At 37.0% G+C, this 24,601-nt stretch carries 27 protein-coding genes; 13 read left to right on the top strand and 14 right to left on the bottom strand.

The window, feature by feature from the left end:
- Positions 1–388: 388 nt before the first annotated feature.
- Positions 389–1,069, top strand: coding sequence for an MgtC/SapB family protein (locus BGI23_RS23790; RefSeq protein ID WP_000386681.1), 681 nt, complete (start codon positions 389–391; stop codon positions 1,067–1,069).
- 94 nt (positions 1,070–1,163) lie between these two features.
- Entirely contained in the window at positions 1,164–2,159 is a 996-nt protein-coding gene (locus BGI23_RS23795; protein ID WP_000842328.1) for a potassium channel family protein, read from the top strand.
- Here BGI23_RS23795 and BGI23_RS23800 read toward each other — a convergent pair.
- Positions 2,146–2,559 (bottom strand): YugN-like family protein, encoded by a 414-nt coding sequence (locus BGI23_RS23800; protein WP_000612332.1) that lies wholly within the window; start codon positions 2,557–2,559, stop codon positions 2,146–2,148. The genes BGI23_RS23795 and BGI23_RS23800 overlap by 14 nt on opposite strands.
- Before the next feature lie 107 nt (positions 2,560–2,666).
- Positions 2,667–4,019, bottom strand: coding sequence for a glucose-6-phosphate isomerase (locus BGI23_RS23805; RefSeq protein WP_070807068.1), 1,353 nt, complete (start codon positions 4,017–4,019; stop codon positions 2,667–2,669).
- 274 nt (positions 4,020–4,293) lie between these two features.
- Between BGI23_RS23805 and BGI23_RS23815 the strand changes: the two genes are divergently transcribed.
- A complete protein-coding gene (locus BGI23_RS23815; protein ID WP_000105788.1) occupies positions 4,294–4,527 on the top strand; it encodes a DUF378 domain-containing protein in 234 nt (77 codons plus the stop codon).
- A gap of 111 nt (positions 4,528–4,638) precedes the next feature.
- Here the strand turns inward: BGI23_RS23815 and yugI are convergent, their stop codons facing one another.
- The 3 genes from yugI to BGI23_RS23830 all read right to left on the bottom strand — a co-directional run bounded on the left by yugI (position 4,639) and on the right by BGI23_RS23830 (position 6,921).
- Positions 4,639–4,983 (bottom strand): S1 domain-containing post-transcriptional regulator GSP13, encoded by a 345-nt coding sequence (gene yugI, locus BGI23_RS23820; RefSeq protein ID WP_000003767.1) that lies wholly within the window; start codon positions 4,981–4,983, stop codon positions 4,639–4,641.
- Between the two features lie 253 nt (positions 4,984–5,236).
- The gene (locus BGI23_RS23825; protein WP_070807069.1) at positions 5,237–6,427 is read right to left on the bottom strand and encodes an aminotransferase; all 1,191 of its coding nucleotides are present in this window, start codon (positions 6,425–6,427) and stop codon (positions 5,237–5,239) included.
- Positions 6,424–6,921, bottom strand: coding sequence for an Lrp/AsnC family transcriptional regulator (locus tag BGI23_RS23830; protein ID WP_070807070.1), 498 nt, complete (start codon positions 6,919–6,921; stop codon positions 6,424–6,426). The genes BGI23_RS23825 and BGI23_RS23830 overlap by 4 nt, the downstream gene beginning before the upstream one ends.
- A 266-nt stretch (positions 6,922–7,187) precedes the next feature.
- Here BGI23_RS23830 and BGI23_RS23835 point away from each other — a divergent pair, with 266 nt between their 5' ends.
- Both BGI23_RS23835 and BGI23_RS23840 read left to right on the top strand, forming a co-directional pair.
- Positions 7,188–8,180: a 2-hydroxyacid dehydrogenase gene (locus BGI23_RS23835; RefSeq protein ID WP_070807071.1), complete on the top strand. Its 993-nt coding sequence runs from the start codon at positions 7,188–7,190 to the stop codon at positions 8,178–8,180.
- A 109-nt stretch (positions 8,181–8,289) separates the two neighbouring features.
- Positions 8,290–9,129, top strand: a complete 840-nt coding sequence (locus tag BGI23_RS23840) for an alpha/beta fold hydrolase (protein WP_001015187.1) — start codon at positions 8,290–8,292, stop codon at positions 9,127–9,129.
- Between the two features lie 31 nt (positions 9,130–9,160).
- On the opposite strand, the gene BGI23_RS23845 is transcribed toward BGI23_RS23840, so the two are convergent.
- Positions 9,161–9,412 carry a YugE family protein gene (locus BGI23_RS23845; protein WP_000537636.1) on the bottom strand — a complete coding sequence of 84 codons (252 nt, stop codon included), beginning with the start codon at positions 9,410–9,412 and terminating at the stop codon, positions 9,161–9,163.
- 117 nt (positions 9,413–9,529) lie between these two features.
- Here BGI23_RS23845 and BGI23_RS23850 point away from each other — a divergent pair, with 117 nt between their 5' ends.
- Complete coding sequence (locus BGI23_RS23850) at positions 9,530–10,681, top strand: MalY/PatB family protein (protein ID WP_070807072.1); 1,152 nt, start codon at positions 9,530–9,532, stop codon at positions 10,679–10,681.
- Between the two features lie 144 nt (positions 10,682–10,825).
- Here BGI23_RS23850 and sodC read toward each other — a convergent pair whose 3' ends face one another.
- Both sodC and BGI23_RS28490 read right to left on the bottom strand, forming a co-directional pair.
- Positions 10,826–11,365: a superoxide dismutase [Cu-Zn] gene (gene sodC, locus BGI23_RS23855; RefSeq protein ID WP_070807073.1), complete on the bottom strand. Its 540-nt coding sequence runs from the start codon at positions 11,363–11,365 to the stop codon at positions 10,826–10,828.
- Between the two features lie 68 nt (positions 11,366–11,433).
- Positions 11,434–11,610: a hypothetical protein gene (locus tag BGI23_RS28490; protein WP_000982762.1), complete on the bottom strand. Its 177-nt coding sequence runs from the start codon at positions 11,608–11,610 to the stop codon at positions 11,434–11,436.
- A gap of 165 nt (positions 11,611–11,775) precedes the next feature.
- On the opposite strand from BGI23_RS28490, the gene kapB reads away from it, so the two are divergent.
- On the top strand, positions 11,776–12,159 hold the full coding sequence (kapB, locus tag BGI23_RS23865) for a kinase-associated lipoprotein KapB (RefSeq protein WP_001209341.1): 384 nt from the start codon (positions 11,776–11,778) through the stop codon (positions 12,157–12,159).
- A 41-nt stretch (positions 12,160–12,200) separates the two neighbouring features.
- On the opposite strand, the gene kapD is transcribed toward kapB, so the two are convergent.
- Positions 12,201–12,824: a 3'-5' exonuclease KapD gene (gene kapD, locus BGI23_RS23870; RefSeq protein ID WP_001005369.1), complete on the bottom strand. Its 624-nt coding sequence runs from the start codon at positions 12,822–12,824 to the stop codon at positions 12,201–12,203.
- 289 nt (positions 12,825–13,113) lie between these two features.
- Here kapD and BGI23_RS23875 point away from each other — a divergent pair, with 289 nt between their 5' ends.
- Positions 13,114–14,439 carry an ArsB/NhaD family transporter gene (locus BGI23_RS23875; RefSeq protein WP_000545226.1) on the top strand — a complete coding sequence of 442 codons (1,326 nt, stop codon included), beginning with the start codon at positions 13,114–13,116 and terminating at the stop codon, positions 14,437–14,439.
- 58 nt (positions 14,440–14,497) lie between these two features.
- Here the strand turns inward: BGI23_RS23875 and BGI23_RS23880 are convergent, their stop codons facing one another.
- A complete protein-coding gene (locus tag BGI23_RS23880) occupies positions 14,498–14,965 on the bottom strand; it encodes a hypothetical protein (protein WP_000390057.1) in 468 nt (155 codons plus the stop codon).
- Positions 14,966–15,082: 117 nt separating this feature from the next.
- On the opposite strand from BGI23_RS23880, the gene BGI23_RS23885 reads away from it, so the two are divergent.
- Positions 15,083–15,796: a DNA alkylation repair protein gene (locus BGI23_RS23885; protein WP_070807074.1), complete on the top strand. Its 714-nt coding sequence runs from the start codon at positions 15,083–15,085 to the stop codon at positions 15,794–15,796.
- 347 nt (positions 15,797–16,143) lie between these two features.
- The gene (locus BGI23_RS23890) at positions 16,144–17,520 is read left to right on the top strand and encodes a glycine--tRNA ligase (RefSeq protein ID WP_000287154.1); all 1,377 of its coding nucleotides are present in this window, start codon (positions 16,144–16,146) and stop codon (positions 17,518–17,520) included.
- A gap of 40 nt (positions 17,521–17,560) precedes the next feature.
- Here the strand turns inward: BGI23_RS23890 and BGI23_RS23895 are convergent, their stop codons facing one another.
- Complete coding sequence (locus tag BGI23_RS23895; protein ID WP_001140611.1) at positions 17,561–17,944, bottom strand: hotdog fold thioesterase; 384 nt, start codon at positions 17,942–17,944, stop codon at positions 17,561–17,563.
- Between the two features lie 95 nt (positions 17,945–18,039).
- Here BGI23_RS23895 and BGI23_RS23900 point away from each other — a divergent pair, with 95 nt between their 5' ends.
- Positions 18,040–18,783 (top strand): DUF3298 and DUF4163 domain-containing protein, encoded by a 744-nt coding sequence (locus BGI23_RS23900; protein ID WP_000810315.1) that lies wholly within the window; start codon positions 18,040–18,042, stop codon positions 18,781–18,783.
- 50 nt (positions 18,784–18,833) lie between these two features.
- Entirely contained in the window at positions 18,834–19,427 is a 594-nt protein-coding gene (locus BGI23_RS23905; RefSeq protein WP_001252165.1) for a biotin transporter BioY, read from the top strand.
- Positions 19,428–19,468: 41 nt separating this feature from the next.
- Here the strand turns inward: BGI23_RS23905 and galU are convergent, their stop codons facing one another.
- Positions 19,469–20,356: a UTP--glucose-1-phosphate uridylyltransferase GalU gene (gene galU / locus BGI23_RS23910; RefSeq protein ID WP_044791680.1), complete on the bottom strand. Its 888-nt coding sequence runs from the start codon at positions 20,354–20,356 to the stop codon at positions 19,469–19,471.
- A gap of 107 nt (positions 20,357–20,463) precedes the next feature.
- Positions 20,464–22,188 carry a phospho-sugar mutase gene (locus BGI23_RS23915; protein ID WP_001104182.1) on the bottom strand — a complete coding sequence of 575 codons (1,725 nt, stop codon included), beginning with the start codon at positions 22,186–22,188 and terminating at the stop codon, positions 20,464–20,466.
- Between the two features lie 143 nt (positions 22,189–22,331).
- On the opposite strand from BGI23_RS23915, the gene cdaS reads away from it, so the two are divergent.
- Complete coding sequence (cdaS, locus tag BGI23_RS23920; protein ID WP_001158738.1) at positions 22,332–22,937, top strand: sporulation-specific diadenylate cyclase CdaS; 606 nt, start codon at positions 22,332–22,334, stop codon at positions 22,935–22,937.
- A gap of 81 nt (positions 22,938–23,018) precedes the next feature.
- Here cdaS and pepA read toward each other — a convergent pair whose 3' ends face one another.
- Positions 23,019–24,503 (bottom strand): cytosol aminopeptidase, encoded by a 1,485-nt coding sequence (pepA, locus tag BGI23_RS23925; RefSeq protein ID WP_000469183.1) that lies wholly within the window; start codon positions 24,501–24,503, stop codon positions 23,019–23,021.
- Between the last annotated feature and the right edge of the window lie 98 nt (positions 24,504–24,601).

Below are 24,601 nucleotides of genomic sequence, written 5' to 3' on the forward strand. Positions count from 1 at the left end.
CATCTAAAATAAAAATTGACGTTTCACGTTGTTTGTTTCGTTCAGTTTTCAAAGAACTACTTGGTCGCTCATTTGCGACTCCCTTATGTTAACATCTTCGTTTTTCGATGTCAACTAAGTTTTTCAATTTCTTTTTTGTCGTTTTCTGCGTTTCCGCATCAGCGACGGTTATTAATATATCATGCAGAAAAATGAAATGCAACACCTTTTATAAACTTTTTTTAAATTAACTACATTTCTTTTTTAATATCATATACTTAAACGAAATATCTCTTTCATTTCTAAGAGATTCCTACATATATTCTATATAAAGTCACTCTATCCAAAAACGTTTCTTTCTATAATAAACGTTTTATTTATATACGATACCATACAAGGAGGAATATATATGGACTATACCGATTTATTAATCAAACTAGGTCTCTCGGCTATTTTAGGGTTCGCCATCGGTTTAGAGCGCGAATTAAAACGTAAACCACTTGGTTTAAAAACGTGTTTAGTTATTTCTATCATTAGTTGCCTCCTGACCATTGTTTCTATTAAAGCAGCTTACAATTTACCACATACTGATCATATGAATATGGACCCACTTCGACTTGCCGCTCAAATTGTATCAGGGATTGGTTTTTTAGGTGCCGGTGTTATTTTACGTAGAGGAAACGATAGTATTGCCGGATTAACAACTGCTGCTATGATTTGGGGCGCATCTGGTATTGGTATTGCTGTTGGAGCTGGGTTCTATATCGAAGCAATTTTCGGAATGTGTTTCCTTATGATTAGCGTTGAACTTATACCATTAACAATGAAATTTGTAGGGCCTAGATCATTTCGTCAACGTGATATCGCAGTAAAACTTGTTGTGCGAAATATGGACAATATCCCGGTTGTAATTGAAGAAATAAAAGAAATGGATATAAAAGTGAAGAATATGAAGCTTAAAACGTTAGAAAATGGTTCTCACTATTTACATCTTAAATTATGTATCGATCAAAAAAGACATACTGCTGATGTTTACTATGCTCTCCAGCATCTCGAAAGTGTTCAACAAACTGAAGTGGAAAGTATGTAACGTAAAACAAACTCTCTTTTAAATTAGAGAGTTTTTCTTTTTTCTATAATGGCAACAATGAATGTAGTCCTGCAAAGTAAGGAGGAATAGGCAATTGAAATCCCGTCCGAATTTAGTAGATACATTTCGTGATTCCATTATTTTTCGTTTAATTTGCTTTATTGTTATACTTACTGCTTTTTCCGGCTTTCTTATACATAGATTAGAACCATCACACTTTACCACATGGTTTGATGGAATTTGGTGGTCAATCGTTACAATTTTCACTGTTGGCTATGGTGACTTTGCCCCTCATACACTAATCGGGAAACTTATCGGTATGAGTATTATTTTATTAGGAACTGGATTTTGTTCTTATTATATGGTGCTGTTTGCTACTGAAATGATTAATAAACAATATATGAAAATTAAAGGAGAAGAAGCTGCGACTTCTAACGGTCATATGATTATTGTCGGCTGGAATGAACGAGCAAAACATGTTGTAAAACAAATGCACGTACTACAACCAAACCTTGATATCGTTTTAATTGATGAAACACTTTCTTTACTGCCAAAACCATTTCATCATTTAGAATTTATAAAGGGGTGCCCCCATCACGATCAAACGTTATTAAAAGCTAATATTACAACGGCACACACCATATTAATAACAGCCGATAAAGAAAAAAACGAAAGCTTAGCGGATACACAGTCCATTTTAAATATTTTAACCGCAAAAGGGCTCAACCCAAACATTCACTGCATCGCTGAACTTCTTACTTCTGAACAAATACAAAATGCAACGAGAGCTGGCGTGTCAGAAATTATAGAAGGAAATAAATTAACGAGCTATGTATTTACCGCTTCTCTTTTATTCCCTTCCATTTCAGGTGTACTATTTTCACTTTACGACGAAATCTCTGATAATAAATTACAACTGATGGAGCTTCCCATGTCCTGCACCGGACAAACTTTTGCCAATTGTAGCTATACTCTTTTAAAACAAAACATTCTCTTACTAGGTATAAAGCGCGACGAACAATATATGATTAATCCAGTTCATTCCTTTGTTCTCATTGAAAGCGACATACTCATTGTTATTCACCATTAGTAAAATGACGCTCTAATTCTTGCATGAGCACTTTCCCAATATTGATATATTTTCTTTTCACATCTCCATCTGGATCTTTCGGCTCAGCAAATTGATCCATTCCACTCGTTCCAGCTGTTAACGTATTTACATGATCATCTAGTTCGTCTTGATATACGTGCGAAAGAATATACGGCGTTCCAAGACGAACTATTACGCCTGGTACATCTAGTTCTCCATCAATGGCTGTAAATGGCACTCGTAAAAATTGATAGCCGTCTTCTTCATCGATTTTATAATCAAAGCATCCTTTATCATAATCCCAGTTGCCACCAATGCTATATCCAAGTGGCTTCATTATTTCTTCTAACTTATATAACGCATATGTACGTCCTTCTAAATTTGATTGAATCGGAATCAAGCCCATCCCTCCTAGACTTTTTCTTTAGCATACCCACTCTAGTTTGAATATACTGATGGACTTTTCGATGAAATAATAAAAAGCGGCCGGAATCCGGCCGATTTTTATTATTTTAAACGCTCTTCTAATTCTGCTTTTAATTCTTCAAATCCTGGTTTACCAAGTAAAGCAAACATGTTTTTCTTGTATGCTTCTACTCCTGGTTGGTCAAATGGATTTACGCCTAATAAGTAGCCGCTCATCGCACATGCTTTTTCGAAGAAGTATACAAGGTAACCGAATGTGTACTCATTTAATTCAGGAATATTTACGATTAAGTTTGGTACTCCGCCATCGCTATGTGCAAGTAATGTACCTTCGTATGCTTTCGTGTTTACGAAGTCTACAGTTTCACCAGCAAGGTAGTTTAATCCATCTAAATCATTTTCTTCTGATTCGATTGTTAGTTCATGTGTAGGTTTACCTACTTTTAGAACTGTTTCAAATAAGTCACGACGACCTTCTTGAACGTATTGACCTAATGAATGTAAGTCAGTTGAGAAATTTGCTGAAGATGGGAAAATACCTTTTTGATCTTTTCCTTCACTTTCACCAAATAACTGTTTCCACCACTCAGCGAAGTATTGAAGTGCTGGCTCATAGTTAACAAGCATTTCAATTGTTTTTCCTTTATTGTATAGAGCGTTACGAACTACTGCGTATTGGTAAGCTGGGTTTTCTTCTAGTTCTGATGTACCGAAGTCCTCAAGACCAGCAGCTGCACCTTTCATCATCTCTTCAATATTTAAGCCACTCACTGCGATTGGCAATAAACCAACTGGCGTTAATACAGAGAAACGTCCTCCAACATCATCTGGAATAACGAATGTTTCGTAACCTTCATTATCAGCTAATGTTTTTAATGCACCACGCGCTTTATCTGTAGTTGCATAAATACGTTTGCGAGCTTCTTCTTTTCCATACTTTTCTTCTAATAACTTACGGAAAATACGGAATGCTAGTGCTGGCTCTGTTGTTGTACCTGATTTGGAAATAACGTTAATAGAGAAGTCTTTACCTTCTAGTACATCCATTAAATCTTTCATGTAAGTGGAGCTAATGTTTTGTCCAACAAATAGCACTTGTGGAGTTTTACGTTGTTCTTTAGAAAGTGTGTTGTAGAAAGAATGGTTTAACATTTCAATTGCTGCACGTGCTCCTAGGTAAGAACCACCGATACCTACAACAAGTAAAATGTCAGAGTCATTTTTAATTTTTTCTGCGCATTTTTGAATGCGAGCAAATTCTTCTTTGTCATATTGAAGCGGAAGGTCTACCCACCCAAGGAAATCGTTCCCAGCTCCAGTTTTTTCGTGGATTGCGTGATGTGTTACTTTCACTGCATCACGTAAATAAGTGATTTCATGTTCACCGATGAAGGATAACGCTTTAGAATAGTCGAACGTTACATGTGTACTCATCTTTTTCCCTCCAATTATGGATATGTATTTCTGTATTCACTTTAGCGAAACTGAAGTTGTAAATCAAGCGATTCACCCCTTGTAAACGTAACCAATATATATTTTTTAAAAAAAGTTCATTTTTTGCATAAAAATTCGCATTTTTCGGTATAGATGTATATACATCCTATTTCGAACATTTTTTATGTATAAAAACAACATAACTACCCCATTCTATAAAAGAGTTAATTAACTCATCGCTTGCTCATGCTTCACAATTAAGGGGGGCTTTTTCATGAGTACTTTGCAACGTATCGCATTAGTCTTTACTGTAATTGGCGCTGTAAACTGGGGATTAATTGGGTTCTTCCAGTTTGACTTAGTGGCAGCCATTTTCGGTGGACAAAACTCAGCTCTTGCACGTATTATTTACGGCATCGTTGGTATTTCTGGGCTGATTAATCTTGGTTTACTCTTTAAACCATCAGAAAATCTTGGTACTCACCCGGAAACGAACGAAATTCGCTAGTCAGTATGTCCTTACTCACCTTCGACATACGAATATGATTGCATGCAATCATATTTGCAAATATATATCATAAGAAAAAGTAAAAGAGGAACGCTCATATGCGCTCCTCTTTTACTTTGTTAACTCGGACTCTTCAATCCATTCTGTTAGCTTTTCTCGCAGCGTATTAAATCCGTCCTTAGATGGATTCGGTATAAGAATCCGTCCTTGTTTTCTTTTCGCCGCTTTTAACGATAAACTCATTTTTCTGTGTTCTTCATCAATTGAAAGTACTTTTACTTCTACTGTATCGCCGACTTTTAAAAAGTCATGAATATCCTTTACATATCCATTTGTAATTTCAGATATATGCACAAGTCCTTGTGTTTCTGCATCTAACGCTACAAATGCACCGTAATCTTGAATCCCAGTCACTTTCCCTGTTACAACCACTCCTGTTGTATATTGTTCTGACATATGAAACACTCCCATACGTTTACCATTTTCTCTACAATTGTAGATAGCAAAGCAGATGATTTATTGTTAAATATCCGATTAGTTAATACGTACCCTAAGTAAAGCAACTCAGGATACGCATACCTTATATTAGTAAATTATACCACTATGACAGAGCTCATTCAAAATTCATGAAAAAATTTCCTTAAGTAAGTATAATTCTCCAATATTAGGATAGAATACTAACACATGGCTTTCTAGTATTCCCCCCCTTTTATGGACAAAACGTATTGTGTTTTGTCCTTTTTTTATTCTCTATAAACCGTTTCATTCTTTTCATTGCTTCCATAAGCTGTTCAAGCGATGTTGCATACGAACAACGAATAAACCCTTCGCCACTTTCGCCAAATACACTTCCAGGTACAACAGCCACTTTTTCTTCTAATAATAACTGTTCTGCAAATTCCGCTGAAGATAGTCCAGTTGAAGAGATTGAAGGAAAGACATAAAATGCTCCGCCCGGCACGTGACACGTTAATCCCATTTCATTGAAAGATGTCGTCATAAAATTACGGCGTTTCTTATAACTATCTCTCATCCGAATTACTTCATCATTCCCCGCACGTAACGCTTCAAGTGCTGCGAACTGAGACATCGTTGGGGCACACATCATAGAATATTGGTGAATTTTGAGCATTAATTCTGAAAAATGAACAGGAGCTGCAATCATACCAAGACGCCATCCTGTCATTGCAAATCCTTTTGAAAATCCCGAAATTAAAATCGTATGCTCGCGCATATTTTTAATACTCGCGAAACTTGTATATGCTTCGTCGTATACAAGTTCTGCATAAATTTCATCAGATAATACGATTAAATTGTACTTCTCAACAATCACTGCTATTTCTTCAAGCTCGGACTTATTTAACATTGCACCTGTTGGGTTATTTGGTGAACAAAGTAAAACTGCCTTTGTCTTCGCTGTAATAGCTGCCTCAATTTGTTCTGGTTGTACTTTAAATTCATTTTCTAAAGTAGTCGCCACAGGAACTGGAACGCCTCCAGCTAATGTCACAAGCGGGGCATAAGAAACGAAACTTGGCTCAATAATGAGTACTTCATCATCAGGATTTATAATGGCGCGCATCGCTACATCTAACGCCTGACTTGCTCCAACTGTAACAATGATTTCATCGTTTGGATCATAAGAAACTGCAAATTGTTTTTTTAGATACTTTGCTATTTCTTGACGGAGCTCCAATAATCCTGCATTTGCTGTATATGACGTATATCCTTGTTCTAAAGAACGGATACATGCTTGCCTCACATTCCAAGGTGTAACGAAATCAGGCTCTCCTACTCCAAGCGAAATAACACCTTTCATATTTGCTGCTAAATCGAAAAACTTTCGAATACCAGATGGTTGTAAAGATTCTGCTGCTCTAGATAGTTCAAATTGCTTCATGGCGTCACCACAATTCGCTTATCATCATCGTTTTTTTCATAAATAATTCCCTCATGTTTATACTTCTTCAAAATAAAATGCGTTGTCGTAGAAACGACAGATTCAATTGTTGCTAATTTCTCAGAAACAAACATCGCCACTTCTCCCATTGTCTTTCCTTCTAATGTAATAGAAAGGTCATATGTCCCTGACATTAAATACACAGATTTCACTTCTGAATAACGATAAATTTGCTCAGCAACCGCATCGAACCCAACGCCGTGCTTTGGCGTAACTTTCACATCAATCATTGCCGTTAAACCTGTATGTTCTTTCACCTTCGTCCAATCGATATGTGTGACATAATCCACGATAATCTTTTCCGCTTCTAATTTTCCAACCATTTTCTTTACTTCTTCTACTTCTATATTTAACAGCTTCGCTAATGTATCTACAGTTAATCGACTACTTTTTTCAAGACAAGCTAATAATTCTAATTCTTTTTCTGTCACCATATAAATCATCCTTCCTTTTCGTTTGTGTCTAAATTATACAAATAGCCTTTCCAGTTTGAAAAGAAGATTTTTTTAGTGAATTATGTCAAAATAAAGTGAAACTTTAATCCATGGAAAGGTTCACCCCATGGATTATTAGCCCACACCAATCGGGCTTTTACGAGCAGTTGATCTCCCACCTCACTTCTTTGTCTCAACCGTCTTTTTAGGTGGGAGTCTTACTGCTCGTTAAAGCGGGGTAAAGTGAAACTTTAATCAGCAGAAAAATGCGTGATAAAGCGAAAGGGGATGGAACCGTGAAACCAAAAGTTTATATTGCTGAACCAGTTCCAACATTTGTAGAAAACTATTTATCAGAACACTGTGATTATGAAAAATGGGAGCAAAATGAGAAGGTACCTCGTGATGTTCTACTAGAGAAAATACAAAATAAAGATGGTTTATTAAATTTCGGATCTGCTATTAATGAAGAATTATTGGAGGCGGCTCCTAACTTAAAAGTAGTAAGCAATATTTCTGTCGGTTACGATAATTTTGATTTACAAGCGATGGAAAAGCATAATGTTATCGGAACAAATACACCTTACGTACTAGATGATACAGTAGCTGACCTCGTTTTTGCTCTTATGTTATCTGCTGGTCGTCGTGTTTGTGAACTCGACTCCTACGTAAAAAATGGTAAATGGAATGCGGAAATTGGAAAAGAGCACTTTGGGCTAGATGTACACCATAGTACAATCGGCATTATCGGTATGGGCCGAATTGGTGAAGCTGTTGCAAAACGAGCGAAATTCGGATTTGATATGGATGTTCTTTATTATAACCGTCGCCGAAAAGAAGAAGCTGAACAAAAATTCGATGCTACATATTGTGATTTACAGACGCTTCTAAAGCAGTCTGACTTTATCGTTCTTCTTACTCCATTAACAGATGAAACGTACCATCTTATCGGAGAAAAGGAATTTTCATTCATGAAAGAAACAGCTATCTTCATTAATGCTTCTCGCGGGAAAACAGTAGATGAAGAAGCGTTAATCGATGCGTTAACAGAAAAGAAAATCTTTGCAGCGGGCATCGATACTTTTACACAAGAGCCGATTCAAAAAGACAATCCGCTCTTATCCTTACAAAATGTTGTGACCTTACCACATATCGGATCTGCAACATTAAAAACTAGGCAACAAATGGCTATGACCGCCGCTGAAAATTTAGTTGCAGCGTTACAAGGAAAAACACCGCCTAATATTGTTCGCGGGTAATACTGAATGTACGAAAGGCAAGATGACATCGTCATCTTGCCTTTTTTTGTTAACATATTTTTTTCTGCCTTGGAAATGATATGAACAAAAATCAATGGAGTGACAAAAAATGAATCACGAATCTACTTGTCCTTATTTCACTTTTTCCACTCGCGGCACTACTGTTCATTACGAATTGTATGAACATGAAAATAAAACAGAACGTCCTACTTTCGTACTCGTTCACGGCTTTTTATCTTCCTCATTCAGCTACCGCCGTCTAATTCCTTTATTATCGAAAGAAGGAACAGTCATTGCTCTTGATTTACCACCGTTCGGGAAGAGTGATAAGTCTCATCTATTTAAGTATTCTTATCATAATTTAGCAACGATTATAATCGATTTAATTGAACACTTATCTCTCTCAAACATTGTGTTAGTTGGACATTCTATGGGCGGCCAAATTTCACTTTACGTAAACCGTATACGTCCTGAATTAATTTCAAAGACAATTTTACTATGTAGCTCTAGCTATTTAGCACGCGCAACTTTACCTTTACTGTACTCTTCTTATTTACCGTTCTTTCATTTATACGTAAAGAATTGGATTATACGGCGCGGCATTGTTCATAACTTAATGAATGTCGTTCATGATCATTCATTAATTGACGATGAAATGAAGGCAGGTTACTCTGCTCCTTTTTATGACAACCGTATATTCCCCGCTTTAACTCGTATGATACGAGATCGTGAAGGTGACTTATCTTCAACTGAATTACAAAAAATCGAAACACCTACTCTACTCATTTGGGGTGAAAAAGATCGGGTCGTCCCTGTACATGTAGGTCATCGTCTGCACAAAGATTTACCGAATTCGAAATTTATTTCTTACGAAAATACAGGGCATTTACTACCTGAAGAAAAACCGGAACATGTTTATGAAGAAATTATCGCTTTTTCTGCGCAATAATATCAAAGAGGCTGTCGGAAATTCCGACAGCCTACAATGAACAACTTCCGCCCTCTTTTATTACAAGTAATTCCACAGCTAACTTCTCACATTTTTCAAGCGCAGGTACTTCCTCAAAAGACATAAAGTATATATGTTGAATCTTCTTTGCGATGTATTTTGAATCATCAAACACACTTGCGACGTTCACAACATCGCTCGCTTCTGTTTCATAAAACTCCGGTCCCATTTGAAACGGATCCCAATTCTTCACAACCTCTATCATCTTTTCATATGTACCCATTCGCTTCCCGCCTTTTCACTTTTTAATACTTTTCTTTATCCTATCACATCAGCTATTCTATAAGAAGAGAGAGAACTTTCATAACTTAACGGTTTTACAGAAGAAGGGAGCAAACTTATGCAACTATTTCATAAAGCAGTCAATCGCCGTGGAACTCATAGTACAAAATGGGATACATATAAAAACGAAGAACTTATCCACGCGTGGATTGCTGATATGGATTTTGAAGTACCACAACCAATTCAAACTGCTTTAAAGCAACGTATCGAGCATCCTATTTTCGGCTATACACTTCCTCCCGAAAATATTGGCGATATTATTTGTAACTGGACAAAAAAACAGTACAACTGGGATATTCAAAAAGAATGGATTGTCTTTAGCGCCGGAATCGTTCCAGCTCTTAGTACGAGCATACAGGCCTTCACAAAGGAAAACGAATCCGTTCTCGTACAACCACCTATTTATCCCCCATTTTTCGAAATGGTCACAACAAACAATAGACAATTATGCGTAAGTCCATTACAGAAACAAAATGATACATATGCGATAGACTTCGAGCATTTAGAAAAGCAATTTCAACAAGGCGTCAAACTTATGCTTCTTTGCAGTCCTCACAACCCGATAGGTCGTGTTTGGACGAAAGAAGAATTAACAAAGCTTGAATCTTTATGTACCAAATATAATGTAATCGTTGTCGCAGATGAAATTCATTCCGATATTATTTATGCAAATCATACACATACACCGTTCGCTTCTTTATCTGAAGAACTAGCAGCGCGCACGATAACTTGTATGGCTCCAAGTAAAACATTTAATATCGCTGGATTACAAGCATCGATTATTATCATTCCAAATGAAAAACTCCGTCAAGCCTTTACATCTATCCAATATAGACAAGGCTTCCACGGATTAAATACATTTGCCTATACAGCGATGGTAAGTGCCTATACAGAATGTAATGATTGGCTAAATGAAATTCGATTATATATAGAAGATAATGCTCAATTTGCTTGTAAATATATTAAAGATCACATACCTACTCTTTCCGTAACGAAGCCAGAAGGTAGCTTTTTATTATGGATTGATTGCTCTCGCCTACAGCTTTCTCAAGATGAGCGCACTAAATTGCTCGAAGAAAAAGGAAAAATTATTGTTGAGCCTGGTGAGAAATACGGATTAGGCGGCGAAGAACATATTCGAATTAACATCGGCTGTCCAAGGTCTGTTTTAGAAGAAATTTTAAATAGGCTGCGCCATACGTTTTCATAATAAGAAAGGAGACTGTTTGGGACAGCCTCCTTTGTCAACTTTTGTCGGTAAGTCGATATATTTTAAAAATCGTCGATATATTCCAATAATCGCTGATATATTTTCACTTACACTACACAAAAAAGCTACCGCGCAAGGTAGCTTTTACTTTTTCTTCATATCCGACGCTTTTTTTACAATAACACCACAAGCAATTCGATCACCTGATTTACCTGTCGGTTGTGTCATACCATCATCAGCATTTTCTGTAATAATAATAGACGCTCCATCTTTTCTATGAATCGTCGTTTTCCCTTCTTCAAGCGTTATATGTGGCGCATCAATTTCTGCTTTAATTTTCCCAGAACCGTCTGCAATTACATTCGGTAAATCACCGTTTTCTGCACCCTTCGGATTGAGTAGTCCATGCTTTTTATCATCTGGATTAAAATGATTTCCAGCTGATTCAAAACGAGGTGCTTTACACTCACCAATTTCATGTACATGTATGCCGTGCGGGCCAGGTGTGAACCCTTCCCCTTTAATCTTAATTTTTACTCCGCTTGTTTGCTGCACTACTTTCGCAGTCCCCACTTCATCACCTGAAGCATTATGTAATTTCACGTCAATTTCTTTCGGCTTTCCTTGGTCACAACCTGCCATCAGAAATAGTAAACAACAACTGAAAAAAAGCCGTTTTTTCATTTTATTCCCTCCAAAATACATTCTGCCCTTAGATTGTCCGAGCATAGAGGGAAACATACAAAAATGAGTTACTGTTTCTTTTCAGCTAACAGCTTTTCTTCAACTTTCTGTAATCGATCTGCTTCTCGTTTTGATACACGAATGAACATACGCCATGTGGCAACCGCACCGATAATAAATAGAACACAAACAATCCCTGGAATAATATATTCTGTTTTATCTTCTGGAAAATATAATGGCATCATATAGATCACTCCTTATTATAGGATTCACAAAACATCAGAATTTTCTGTTATATTATCTTAAATTATAGTGGAACCTATCCACATTCTCAAGGGGGCATTCCGAAAGCGAATGATTTCTTTGACTCCTTCTCCTACTTTCCTTACTATAAACTTGAGGTGAAAAATATGAGAGAAACATTTGAAATTGGCGAAATCGTTACTGGTATTTATAAAACGGGAAAATACATTGGCGAAGTTACAAATAGCCGCCCTGGCAGTTACGTCGTAAAAGTATTAGCTGTCTTAAAACATCCGGTGCAAGGTGACTTACATAACGTAAAACAAGCTGACGTACCATTTTTCCACGAAAGACGTGCTTTAGCTTTTCGTGAACAGACGAACATTCCAGAGCAAATGGTGAAGAAATATGAAGGAGAAATTCCAGATTATACAGATTCACTCAAATTAGCATTAGAAACTCAAATGAATTCATTTTCTGAAGATGATTCACCTTTTGCAGTTCGTAGTCTAGAAACATTAGAACAATTAAAAAAAGACTATAAACTTTAAAAAAACAAAACGACCAAATTACATACTGTGCAATTTGGTCGTTACTGTGTACTCACTTTCTTTAACACTTTTGAAAAATCAACGAGTTCCCCTAATGTTGGAGGTGCTGGTTTCACTAAATACTCTTTATCTTTTTCTACTAACTTAAAAATATTATACGTCGTCATCGCATCATCTAGCGCACAATGATGCTTACCCGTCCCTACTTTTCCATACGCCTCAATTGCTTTCCACAGTCCTGTTTGATTTCTCTCACCAAAAAACTTCTTATACTCAAGTGATAAATCACGACACTGTCCTTGGAAAGGAAAATCTACTCCCGCTTTTTCACAATTATGCTTCAACACTTTCATATCCATATTTCCCCACGTAACAATGGTCGGTTTACATCTCTTTTCATATTCTGCAAGTTTTTCAACGAGTTCTGGAAACGAAATTCCTTTATCTACGACTTCTTGTTTAATCCCTAAAAACTTCTTACATCGATCCGTTAAAGATGGAAAAGTTTTCGGCCTAACATGAGCTGAATACGTATCTTCTACCTTACAGCCAACAACCGAAACGAGTCCTACCTCAATAATCTCCGGGAAAAATCCTTTTGGTTTTTTTCTGTGCTGGGGCATCGTAAACTCAAAATCCAAAAATAAAAATTGTTGTTCATTCATACGATCCCTTCCTTATCATCTTTGTCATTCCTTTCTATTTGACACTCCTACACGAACAAGCTCGAATGCTAATTCCATTTTAAATATTCAGATTGGATGTATCTTATATATATGTCAAATGCCCGCAAATATTTTTAAAAATAAGAAAAAGTAACCTTTGCAGAAAATATAACAAAATAAGCCCTTTCATTTACATCCGACATTTTTCTACTTTATAATGACGTTATGTGTGTTTCATCTAGTTAATTTTTGACACACTAAGAAAAGTGAATGAAAGGAGATGAGAGTTTTGCACGAAACAACGCAAGAGCTCGCAAACTGGCAGTATTATTTTGCTATCGCAGTCTTTTTAATTACATATGCCATTATTATTTCTGAAAAAATTAATCGCGCTGTCATCGCACTTCTTGGTGCAGCACTCATGGTAATTATGGGGGTTGTTGATTTACACAATGCCTTTACGAAACATATTGAATGGGGGACGATTACACTACTCATCGGTATGATGATTTTGGTGAACATTACGAGTAAATCGGGCGTCTTCCAATACGTTGCCATTAAAGCAGCAAAAGGAGCGCAAGGAAATCCAATTAAAATTTTAATTTCACTTTCCTTACTTACTGCACTTGGTTCCGCGTTTTTAGATAACGTTACAACTGTACTTCTTGTTGTTCCAGTTACTTTATCTATTACGCGCATACTGCAAGTAAATCCTGTCCCTTATTTACTTTCTGAAATTATTTTTTCAAACATTGGGGGAACAGCAACATTAATTGGTGATCCACCTAACATTATGATTGGTTCTGCCAATAAGCATTTAGATTTCAATGCTTTCTTACTAAACTTAGCGCCAATCGTAATTATTATCATTGGTGTGACAGCGACAATACTTTACTTCATGTACCGCAAACAATTAATCGCTGATCCTGTACAAGTTAAAAAATTAATGAGTTTAGATGAAAAGCAATATATTAAAGATCCAGTATTAATGAAAAAATCTTTAACAGTGCTTGGACTTACAATTGTAGGTTTCATGACTCATTCCATTTTCCACGTTGATGCAGCTATCATTGCTTTAACTGGTGCTACTGTTCTTATGCTAATCGGTGTGAAAGAGCATGAAATTGAAGAAGTATTCGCAAGTGTAGAATGGGTAACAATCTTCTTCTTCGCAGGACTATTCGTACTCGTTGGAGGACTTATCGATATCGGTCTGATCAAAATGCTAGCTCAAAAAGTAATTGGCATAACAGGCGGAGATATTTCTTACGCATCTATCCTTATTTTATGGGTATCTGGTATCGCCTCGGCAACAATCGATAACATTCCATTCGTTGCAACAATGATCCCACTTATTAACGATATGGCTGTTGGGCTAGGTTTATCACCTTCTGACGCACAAATCGACGTATTATGGTGGGCATTAGCATTAGGTGCTTGTCTAGGCGGAAACGGAACATTAATCGGCGCTTCTGCTAACGTAATTGTCGCAGGTATCGCAAGCCGCGAAGGACATAAATTTAGCTACATGGACTTCCTTAAAGTCGGTTTTCCAATTATGATCGTTTCATTAATCATTTCTCATATTTATATTTATGTACGCTACCTTATGTAGCACAAAAAGCGCTCTGATAACCAGGGCGCTTTTTTCATTACACATATTTAAATTAAACTTACTCGTTATACCTCACCGGCTCATTTCTGATAATGAACAAGTGAATCGGCAAGAACACTGAAAATGTGATGACATGAATAATCGTAAATAATATAGAGTTCGTTCCATATCTGTCTAAAATAGCGTAGATAAGATAAATAGACAACACAATGGATACAGCTGTTGCTATTAAATATAAAATTGGTACGAAATTAAAAATGAAACATGCGACATATATGCCGAATACTTTCCATCCTGCTTCTTCTTTCAAGAAATCTGGTAATTTATCTTTCGCTAAATCACCCCATATTTTACTATTTAAAAAAGGAATAAATGCTAGAACTCCATCCGTTGCACCGTCATTTTTCGCCATCGTATACAGTGCAAAAGCCGTTAACAAATACGCAATAACTGCCCAAATCAATATAACAAGAATAAACGCAAAACTAAGAGCAAAGAAACCTGCTAGTAAGCCTTGATCTTCCATCTTATCCTCTCCTCTCTACTCTCAACATATTTCATTTCATTGCAAGTTATGTTTTAAAATTCAACCAAACTCTCTGTATAATAATAGGAGTAAGATAATAAGAGAGGAGAACAACCGATGCATCCATTTGTAAAAGCATTACAAGAGCATTTCATAGCTCACAAAAATCCGGAAAAAGCAGAACCGATGGCACGTTATATGAAAAATCACTTCCCATTTCTTGGTATTCAAACACCTGAAAGAAGACAATTATTGAAAGACGTCATCCAAATACATACTCTCCCAGATCAAAAAGACTTCCAAATTATCGTACGTGAGCTGTGGGATTTACCAGAACGAGAATTTCAGGCAGCCGCACTCGATATGATGCAAAAATATAAAAAGCATATAAACGAAACGCATATCCCCTTCTTAGAAGAACTCATTGTCACAAAGTCTTGGTGGGATACTGTTGATGGCATCGTTCCTACCTTTTTAGGCAATATCTTTTTACAACATCCAGAATTGATTTCTGCCTATATTCCAAAATGGATTGCATCAGATAACATATGGTTACAACGCGCCGCTATTTTATTCCAGCTAAAATATAAACAAAAGATGGATGAAGAACTTCTTTTTTGGGTTATTGGACAACTACATTCTTCGAAAGAATTTTTCATTCAAAAAGCGATTGGATGGGTCCTTCGTGAATATGCAAAAACAAAGCCCGATGTCGTTTGGGAATACGTGCAAAATAACGAGCTTGCCCCGCTCAGCAGGCGTGAAGCAATTAAGCACATTAAACAAAATTACGGAATAAATAACGAAAAAATAGGCGAGACTCTATCATAGATAGACGCGTTCCTCTATTGAGATTTAAAAAAGAACGTGTTAGAATATGTTCATTATTATTAATATAAGTAGCGATGACGGACTTATAAGTACTTGCACAAAAAGCGATTCAGGGATAGTGAAAGCCTGAAGCCGCAAGGAAACGGCAGTCTCGAGCAATACGTGATAAAGTGGATGCACCTTTTGTGTATCAACTAGGGTGGAACCGCGGGCAAACGCTCGTCCCTAGGCAATTAAGCCTTGGGATGAGCGTTTTTTTATGTTTTTCAAAGCATATACTGCTCGTTTCACAAGTTACCTGAGCACGTCATCGCAAATACGTTAACTTTCAAAAGGAGGATTTTCTTATGTATTCAATGGAACAAGTAGTAAACTTAGCGAAACATCGCGGTTTTGTTTTCCCTGGTTCTGAAATTTACGGTGGTCTTGCAAACACTTGGGATTACGGTCCACTTGGAATCGAATTAAAAAATAACGTTAAAAAAGCTTGGTGGAAAAAATTCATTCAAGAATCTCCATACAACGTTGGTTTAGACGCAGCTATTTTAATGAACCCAAAAACTTGGATTGCTTCTGGTCACGTTGGTAACTTCAACGATCCAATGATCGACTGTAAAAAATGTAAAGCGCGTCACCGTGCAGACAAATTAATTGAAGATGCATTAGATGCAAAAGGCATCGAAATGGTTGTTGATGGTCTTACTTTCGACCAAATGGCTGACTTAATGAAAGAACATGAAGTAAAATGTCCTGATTGCGGTAGTGAAGAATTCACTGAAATCCGTCAGTTCAACTTAATGTTCAAAACATTCCAAGGTGTTACAGAGTCTAGCACAAACGAAATCTTCCTTCGTCCAGAAACAGCACAAGGTATTTTCGTAAACTTCAAAAACGTACAACGCTCTATGCGTAAAAAACTTCCATTTGGTATTGGCCAAATCGGTAAAAGCTTCCGTAACGAAATCACGCCTGGTAACTTCACATTCCGTACACGTGAATTCGAACAAATGGAACTTGAATTCTTCTGTAAGCCTGGTGAAGATTTAGAGTGGTTCGCATTCTGGCGTGAAACTTGTAAGAACTGGTTACTTTCACTTGGTATGACTGAAGAAAGCATGCGTCTTCGTGACCACGGTGAAGAGGAATTATCTCACTACAGTAACGCAACAACTGACATTGAATTCAAATTCCCATTCGGTTGGGGCGAACTATGGGGCGTTGCATCTCGTACAGACTTCGATTTAAAACGTCACATGGAACACTCTAACGAAGACTTTAACTATATTGATCCACAAACGAATGAGCGTTACGTACCGTACTGCATCGAGCCATCTTTAGGTGCTGACCGCGTAACATTAGCGTTCTTATGTGATGCATATGAAGAAGAGCAATTAGAAAACGATTCTCGTACAGTTCTTCGTTTCCACCCTGCTTTAGCACCATACAAAGCAGCGATCTTACCATTATCTAAAAAGCTATCTGAAGGTGCTACTGAAGTATTTGCAGAACTAGCTAAAGACTTCATGGTAGACTTTGACGAAACTGGTTCTATCGGTAAACGTTACCGTCGTCAAGACGAAATCGGTACACCATTCTGTATCACTTACGACTTCGACTCAGTTGAAGACAAAGCTGTTACAGTACGTGACCGTGACACAATGGAACAAGTTCGTATGCCAATTAGCGAACTAAAAGGTTTCTTAGAGAAGAAAATCCAGTTCTAATTATAAGAAAAAGAGGCTGCTCTAATGAGCGCCTCTTTTTTTACTTTTCACGTTTTTCTTTAATTGCTACTGTACATCTTGAAATACATAATAAATCGTCATTCTCATCAATGATACGTACATCCCAAACCATCGTTGAGTTTCCTCTATGTATCGGTGTTCCGATCGCTGTTACAATTCCATCTTTCTTTGAGCGAATATGATTTGCATTAATTTCTAAACCGAAACAAATACATTTTTCTTGATCAATTAAATTGTATGAACCAACGCTTGCTACTGTTTCCGCCAACGCAACAGAAGCACCACCATGTAAAAATCCAAATGGCTGATGCGTACGCTCATCTACGGGCATTGTAGCAACCACCTTATCTTCTGTCATCTCTAACAACTCAATTCCAAGTGAATCCATTAAAGTTTTTGCCATATCGTTTCCCCCTTCTCTTACTTTAATAAAATGTATAATTTTACCTATTTATTTTCAAACTACTTATAACACTTATATAAGGAGGTTTCACCTAAATGAAACAGAAATTTTGTATATTACTGCTTATGTGCTCCTTGCTGACTATTGTACCAAATTGTGCACTAGCAGCCAAAGCATCTAACCTGACAATCGATGTTCAGACTGTCACGCAAAAAGGTAAGAAACCTTATATAGAATATCAAATTAACAGACCTTCTTTTCATAACTTTTCCGATTCTAAATTTCAAAATAAGCTCAATTTCTATTACAAAAAATCTACTGACAAATTTAAAACCAAATTAGAAAAAGACGCAAAAAAATATTATAAAGAAACAGAAGGGTCAAGTATACCATTTCATCCATACGTGGCGAATGTTGATTATAAAGTCTCTTTAAATAAACCACCTTTTCTTAGCCTATATTTGAATTACTATCAATATACAGGCGGAGCACATGGTCTTTATACGTGGAAGGCAAACACATTCGATTTAAACGAAAAAAAGTTACTACACTTAGACGATTTATTTCAACAAAAAGATGCATACAAAGAAGTAATTCGTGCTGAGATTGTAAGACAAATTAAACAAAATGAAAGTATTTATTTTCCTGATGCATCTGAAAAAGTCATGAGCACGAAAAAGTTCCACTTCTTTTTAGAACCGGACAATCTCGTCATTTATTTCCCTTTATATGAGATTGCCCCTTATTCAAGTGGAATTCCGCAATTTCGTATTCCTTATACGTTGTTAAGAGACTATTTGAAGACTTCTTATCAAAATATTTTAATTGACAACAAGTAAATAGTTTCGCTACGATAATGTTAACCTAAAAACAACAGGAGGTTAACATTATGAGAAGATTTCATGTTTTAGATTTAGCATTAGCTGCCATGTTCGTCGCTCTTATGGCCATTGGTGCAAATATTGTATCTTGGGCACCATTCCTGCAAGTAGCGGGCATCCCATTATCTATGCAACCATTTTTCGCAATTTTAGCAGGGCTTCTTCTTGGAAGTAGACTTGGTGCATTATCAATGACTGTTTACATGCTCGTTGGAGTAGCAGGTGCACCAATCTTCGCTAACTTCAAAGCTGGATTTGGAGCACTTTTAGATCCTACTGGTGGTTTTATTATCGCATTTATTATCGTTGCTTACGTATCAGGAAAACTAGTAGAACAAAAAGAACGACCGACATTCAGTACATTTGCAATTGCTTCGTTCACAGGAATCATTTTAACGTATATTATCGGTACTACTTACATGTACGGGGCAGTCAATCTCTTCATGGGTGGTAATATGAGCTATAAAGCTGCTTGGATGATTATGATGTGGTTCGCAGTAAAAGATATTGCATTTACCATTATCGGTGCTATTATCGCACCTCGTATATACTATGCTGTACGTCGTTCAGCTTATCAGCATTCTCATTCGACGATTTCATAAGAAAAAGGAGTTGTTCCAGTAGGAACAACTCCTTTTTTATATTAAGACTCTTGATTCGCTTGTTCTTCTAAAATTTTCTTCATCATCGTAACCATGTCATCACGTAATTCTGGGTGTTGCAGTGCCATTTCGATTGTTGTTTGAACAAATCCTAACTTTTCACCTACGTCGTAGCGCTTTCCTTCGAAGTCGTAAGCGAATACACGTTGAATTTCGTTTAAACTTTGGATAGCATCTGTTAACTGAATTTCGCCACCAGCACCAACATGTTGCTGATCTAAGAACATGAAGATTTCAGGTGTTAAAACGTAACGTCCCATAATTGCTAAGTTTGAAGGTGCTGTACCTGCTGCTGGTTTCTCAACGAAATTGCGAACTTGGTAACGACGTCCTTCCTGCTCTAACGGATCGATAATTCCGTAACGGTGTGTTTCATCTTCTGGAACCGTTTGTACGCCAATAACAGAAGAAAGCGTTTTATCATATTCTTCAATTAATTGACGTAAACATGGTTTTTCAGCTTGAACGATATCATCACCTAATAAAACAGCGAATGGCTCATCACCAATGAATTTACGCGCACACCAAACAGCGTGACCTAATCCTTTTGGTTCTTTTTGACGAATGTAGTGAATGTCTACCATTTTTGAAGAAGCCTGTACTTTTTCAAGTAACTCATACTTTTTCTTTTCTAATAAGTTTTGCTCTAACTCAAATGCATTATCAAAATGATCTTCAATAGCACGCTTCGTTTTACCAGTAACGATAATAATATCTTCGATTCCTGATTTTACTGCTTCTTCTACAATGTATTGGATAGTTGGTTTATCAACAATCGGTAACATTTCTTTCGGCATCGCTTTCGTTGCTGGTAAAAAACGTGTTCCTAATCCAGCTGCTGGGATTATCGCTTTTCTTACTTTTTTCATCACAAAATACCCTCTCTCCTGTCGGAATTAATAGCAATCATTTCCTACATAAAACAAAAGGGAGATTTCGCTCCCTTTTGTTCCTTACTACTTAAAATTACTTTATATTATAAACGATTCATAATATCTTCTTTAATAGTAAGTAACTTTTGTTCACTATTTTGTAAAGAATTATCTTGAACACCGAAGTAGAACTTAATCTTCGGTTCAGTTCCAGATGGACGTAGGCAGAACCAAGAACCATCTTCTAATTGATATTTTAACACATTTGATTTCGGTAAGTGAATCTCTTCTTTATGTCCATCTTGTAAAGATGTAATAATGCTTGCTTTATAGTCTTCAACTGCTACAACTGTTAAGCCCGCTACTTCTTTCGGAGGATTTTCACGGAATGTTGCCATCATTTCTTGGATTTGTTCCGCTCCATCTTTTCCTTTTAGCGTTAACGATACAAGATCTTCACGGAAGAAACCGTATTTCTCAAACACTTCTAATAGACCATCATATAACGTTTTACCTTGTGATTTGTAGTACGCAGCTACTTCACATGCAAATAGAACAGATTGTACTGCATCTTTATCACGGCAGAATGGACGGATTAAATAACCATAGCTTTCCTCATAACCGAATTGGAATTCGTATTGTCCGCTTTCTTCATACTGTTTAATTTTCTCACCGATAAATTTAAATCCAGTTAACGTATCAACTGTATCTAAACCGTATGCTTTCGCGATTGTACGACCAATTTCAGACGTTACGATTGTTTTTAATACAACACCGTTCTCTGGTAGCGTTCCGTTTTCTTTCTTTTGAGATAATAAGTAATCAAGCATTAATGCACCTGTTTGGTTACCAGTTAATACTTGGAACTCACCATCGTGATTACGAACTGCTACACCAAGACGATCTGCGTCAGGATCCGTTGCGATTAACACATCTGCGCCTACCTTCTCACCTTCACGAATTGCATATTCAAATGCTGCATGCTCTTCTGGGTTCGGCGATTTTACTGTAGAGAAGTTCGGATCTGGTAACTCTTGCTCTTTTACAACTGTTACATCTGTAAATCCAACTTCTTTTAAACCACGGCGTACAGAAATATTTGATGTTCCGTGTAGTGGTGTGAAGACGATTTTTAAATCTTTGCCGGCCTTTTCCACCATTTCTTTATTAATAATGACATTGTTCAATTCTGCAGCATATGCATCATCGACTTCTTGTCCAATAATATGTAATAAACCGTCAGCTTTTAATTGCTCCACATCAGCAACCTCAACTGTTAATTCATCTTCCACTGCGTTTACGTAGCTAATTAATTCATCAGCTTCTTTCGGAGGCAACTGTCCACCATCTTCACCGTATACTTTATAACCGTTATATTCAGGCGGATTATGACTTGCAGTAAGAACGATTCCACTCACTGTATGTAAATGACGAACTGCGAAAGAAAGCACTGGCGTTGGACGTAAGCTTTCAAACACATATGTTGTAATGCCGTGTGCACCTAGTGTAGCAGCAACTTCCATTGCGAACTCAGGTGATTTATGACGAGAATCATACGCTACAACAACACCACGCTTCTTCGCTTCTTCACCTAACTTTTCAATAAACTCCGCTAATCCTTGTGTCGCTTTACGAACTGTATATACGTTCAGACGGTTCGTACCAGCACCAAGTTCACCACGCATACCACCTGTGCCGAATTCTAGATTTTTATAAAAGCTGTCCTCGATTTTTTTCTCATCTTGCTTCATGTTTTCTAACTGTTCTTTTAGTTCTGCATCTAACTCTGCATATGAAAGCCAGCGACTAAATTCTTGTTTCCAGTTCATACTTCTATCTCCTCTCGCTTGTCATACCTTTATTATATGAAAAAAACAACCTGTATCTCAATATTTTTTACAATCTAACAGGATTTTACTAGGAATATTTGTATACACTATGATTAAATACTCCACTAAAGGGAATGAGGATTATGCAAGAATGGGGCTTGTCAGAAGAGCTCAAAATACAAACAAAGCAAATGATTGAAATTGCTGAAAAAGAATTATCAATTATGAGGCAGGCAATTGATAAAGAAGATGAATGTATTTTGTGCAAGATGGAAGATATTCATCATATGTTAGCAAATGTACAAACACTGGCAGCTACATACTATATTCAAGCGTATTTATCACCTTATACAGAAAGCTCACAGTTCATTACAACAGCTGTTCAACATTTAAGTGCCAGAAAACATGGTGCTCTTATTGTTGTGGAACGAAACGAGCCACTTGAATCTTGTATTCAAACTGGAACAACATTACATGCTCATTTAACCGCACCACTGCTCGAATCGATTTTTTATCCAGGGAACCCTCTTCATGACGGAGCCGTTCTCGTTAAAAATAACCATATTGTTTCTGCTGCTAATATTCTTCCATTAACGAAAAGCACAGAAGTTGATCCTGAACTAGGGACACGTCACAGAGCTGCAATTGGCTTATCAGAAAAAAGCGATGCCCTTATTTTAGTTGTCTCTGAAGAAACAGGCCGCACTTCCTTTGCTTTAAACGGGACTTTATATACAATTTCTCTATAAAGTAAAATTACATCGGCCGTAACACTATATATCAATAAAAAAGGCTGTTCCAAAATGTAGGAACAGCCCTCTCTTACGATCTTATTCTTCGCCGAAACGTTCAACAAGCGTTGCAAGTGTACGTACCATTGCACCTGTCGCTCCAGCTGGTCCTAAATCATGCGCTCCTGATGATTCAGATGTTCCAGCGATGTCTAAATGTACCCAAGGTGTATCTTCAGCGAATTCACCTAGGAATGTACCTGCCATAACCGCATGTCCTTCGCGGCCTGGTGAGTTATTTAAATCAGCAAACTTACTGTTTCTCACGCGTTCTTTGTCACGATCAAAAATCGGTAATTGCCAAATTGATTCATCTGTTTCCATAGATGCCTCTAGCACTTGCTCGAATAACTCTTCATTGTTTGTCATTGCACCTGTCGTATGATTTCCAAGTGCAACAATTACACCACCTGTCAATGTCGCAACATCAATTAGATAGTTTGCACCTAATTTTTTCGCATACGTAATACCGTCAGCTAATGCTAAGCGACCTTCTGCATCTGTATTTAATACTTCAATTGTTTTTCCGCTCATAGATGTGATTACATCGTCTGGCTTAAATGCGGTACCACTTACAACGTTATCTGTTGATGGAATAACAGCGATCACATTTTGCTCTGGGCGAAGTTCACCGATAATTTCCATCGCACCTAATACAGCAGCCGCACCGCCCATATCACCTTTCATACCGACCATGCCTTCACGTGGTTTTAAAGAATAACCGCCTGTATCGTATGTGATTCCTTTTCCAACGAATCCAATAACATCTGTCCACTCTTCTTTTCCTTTATAAATAAGAGCGATCATTTTTGGTGGCTCTACACTACCTTGGTTTACTGCAAGTAACGCACCCATACCAAGCTCTTCCATCTCTTCTTTCTCAAGAACTTTATAATCCATATCATACTTCTCAGCTAACTCAACAGCATACTCAGCGAGCTTTGTCGCTGTTAATACGTTTGGCGGCATATTTACAAGTGTACGAGCTGAATTTGTTGCACGTCCATGTACGTAGCCAACTGTTAATGCAGCTTCAATTTCTTGTGTATCTTCCGCTGTAATAGCCGTGAACTTCTCTAGCTCCACACGATCCTTTTTATCTGATTTATACGTTTGTAACTCATATGTACCAAGGCCTTGTACTTCTGCTGCGATATGAGCGACATCAATCGCGTCTAATTTCTCTGTTACGAAAGAATCAAGCAAGATTGCTGCGTCTTGTACTTTTGCTGCTTGCAATGTTTTAAATGCCTTACCAAGAGCTGCACGTAATGTTTCTGTCGTATAAGATTCTTTCTTACCTAAACCAACGAAATAATAGCGTTTCACATTTGTTTTTCCTAAACTATGTACTTTTGAAATAGCTTTCTTCTTCGTAGAAAGTTCTTTCTCTTCTAATAAAACTTGTAATTGTCCTTCAAACGCTTTGTCCAGTTCTTGTACAAAACTACTCGTTTGCTCTTCTTCAAATAAGGCAACAATCAGCGCTTCATGGCTTCCTAATTCTTTTTGTACGTGAAACATGTTCAGACCCCCTAAATTTCTCTACTCTATCTTTATTATAACTTTATTTTCGATAAAATGCGACAATTCTAACTTCTGTTACATCCTATATAAAATAA

Origin of the sequence: Bacillus sp. ABP14, from assembly GCF_001831375.1 — a bacterium.
GTDB classification, from domain to species: domain Bacteria; phylum Bacillota; class Bacilli; order Bacillales; family Bacillaceae_G; genus Bacillus_A; species Bacillus_A paranthracis.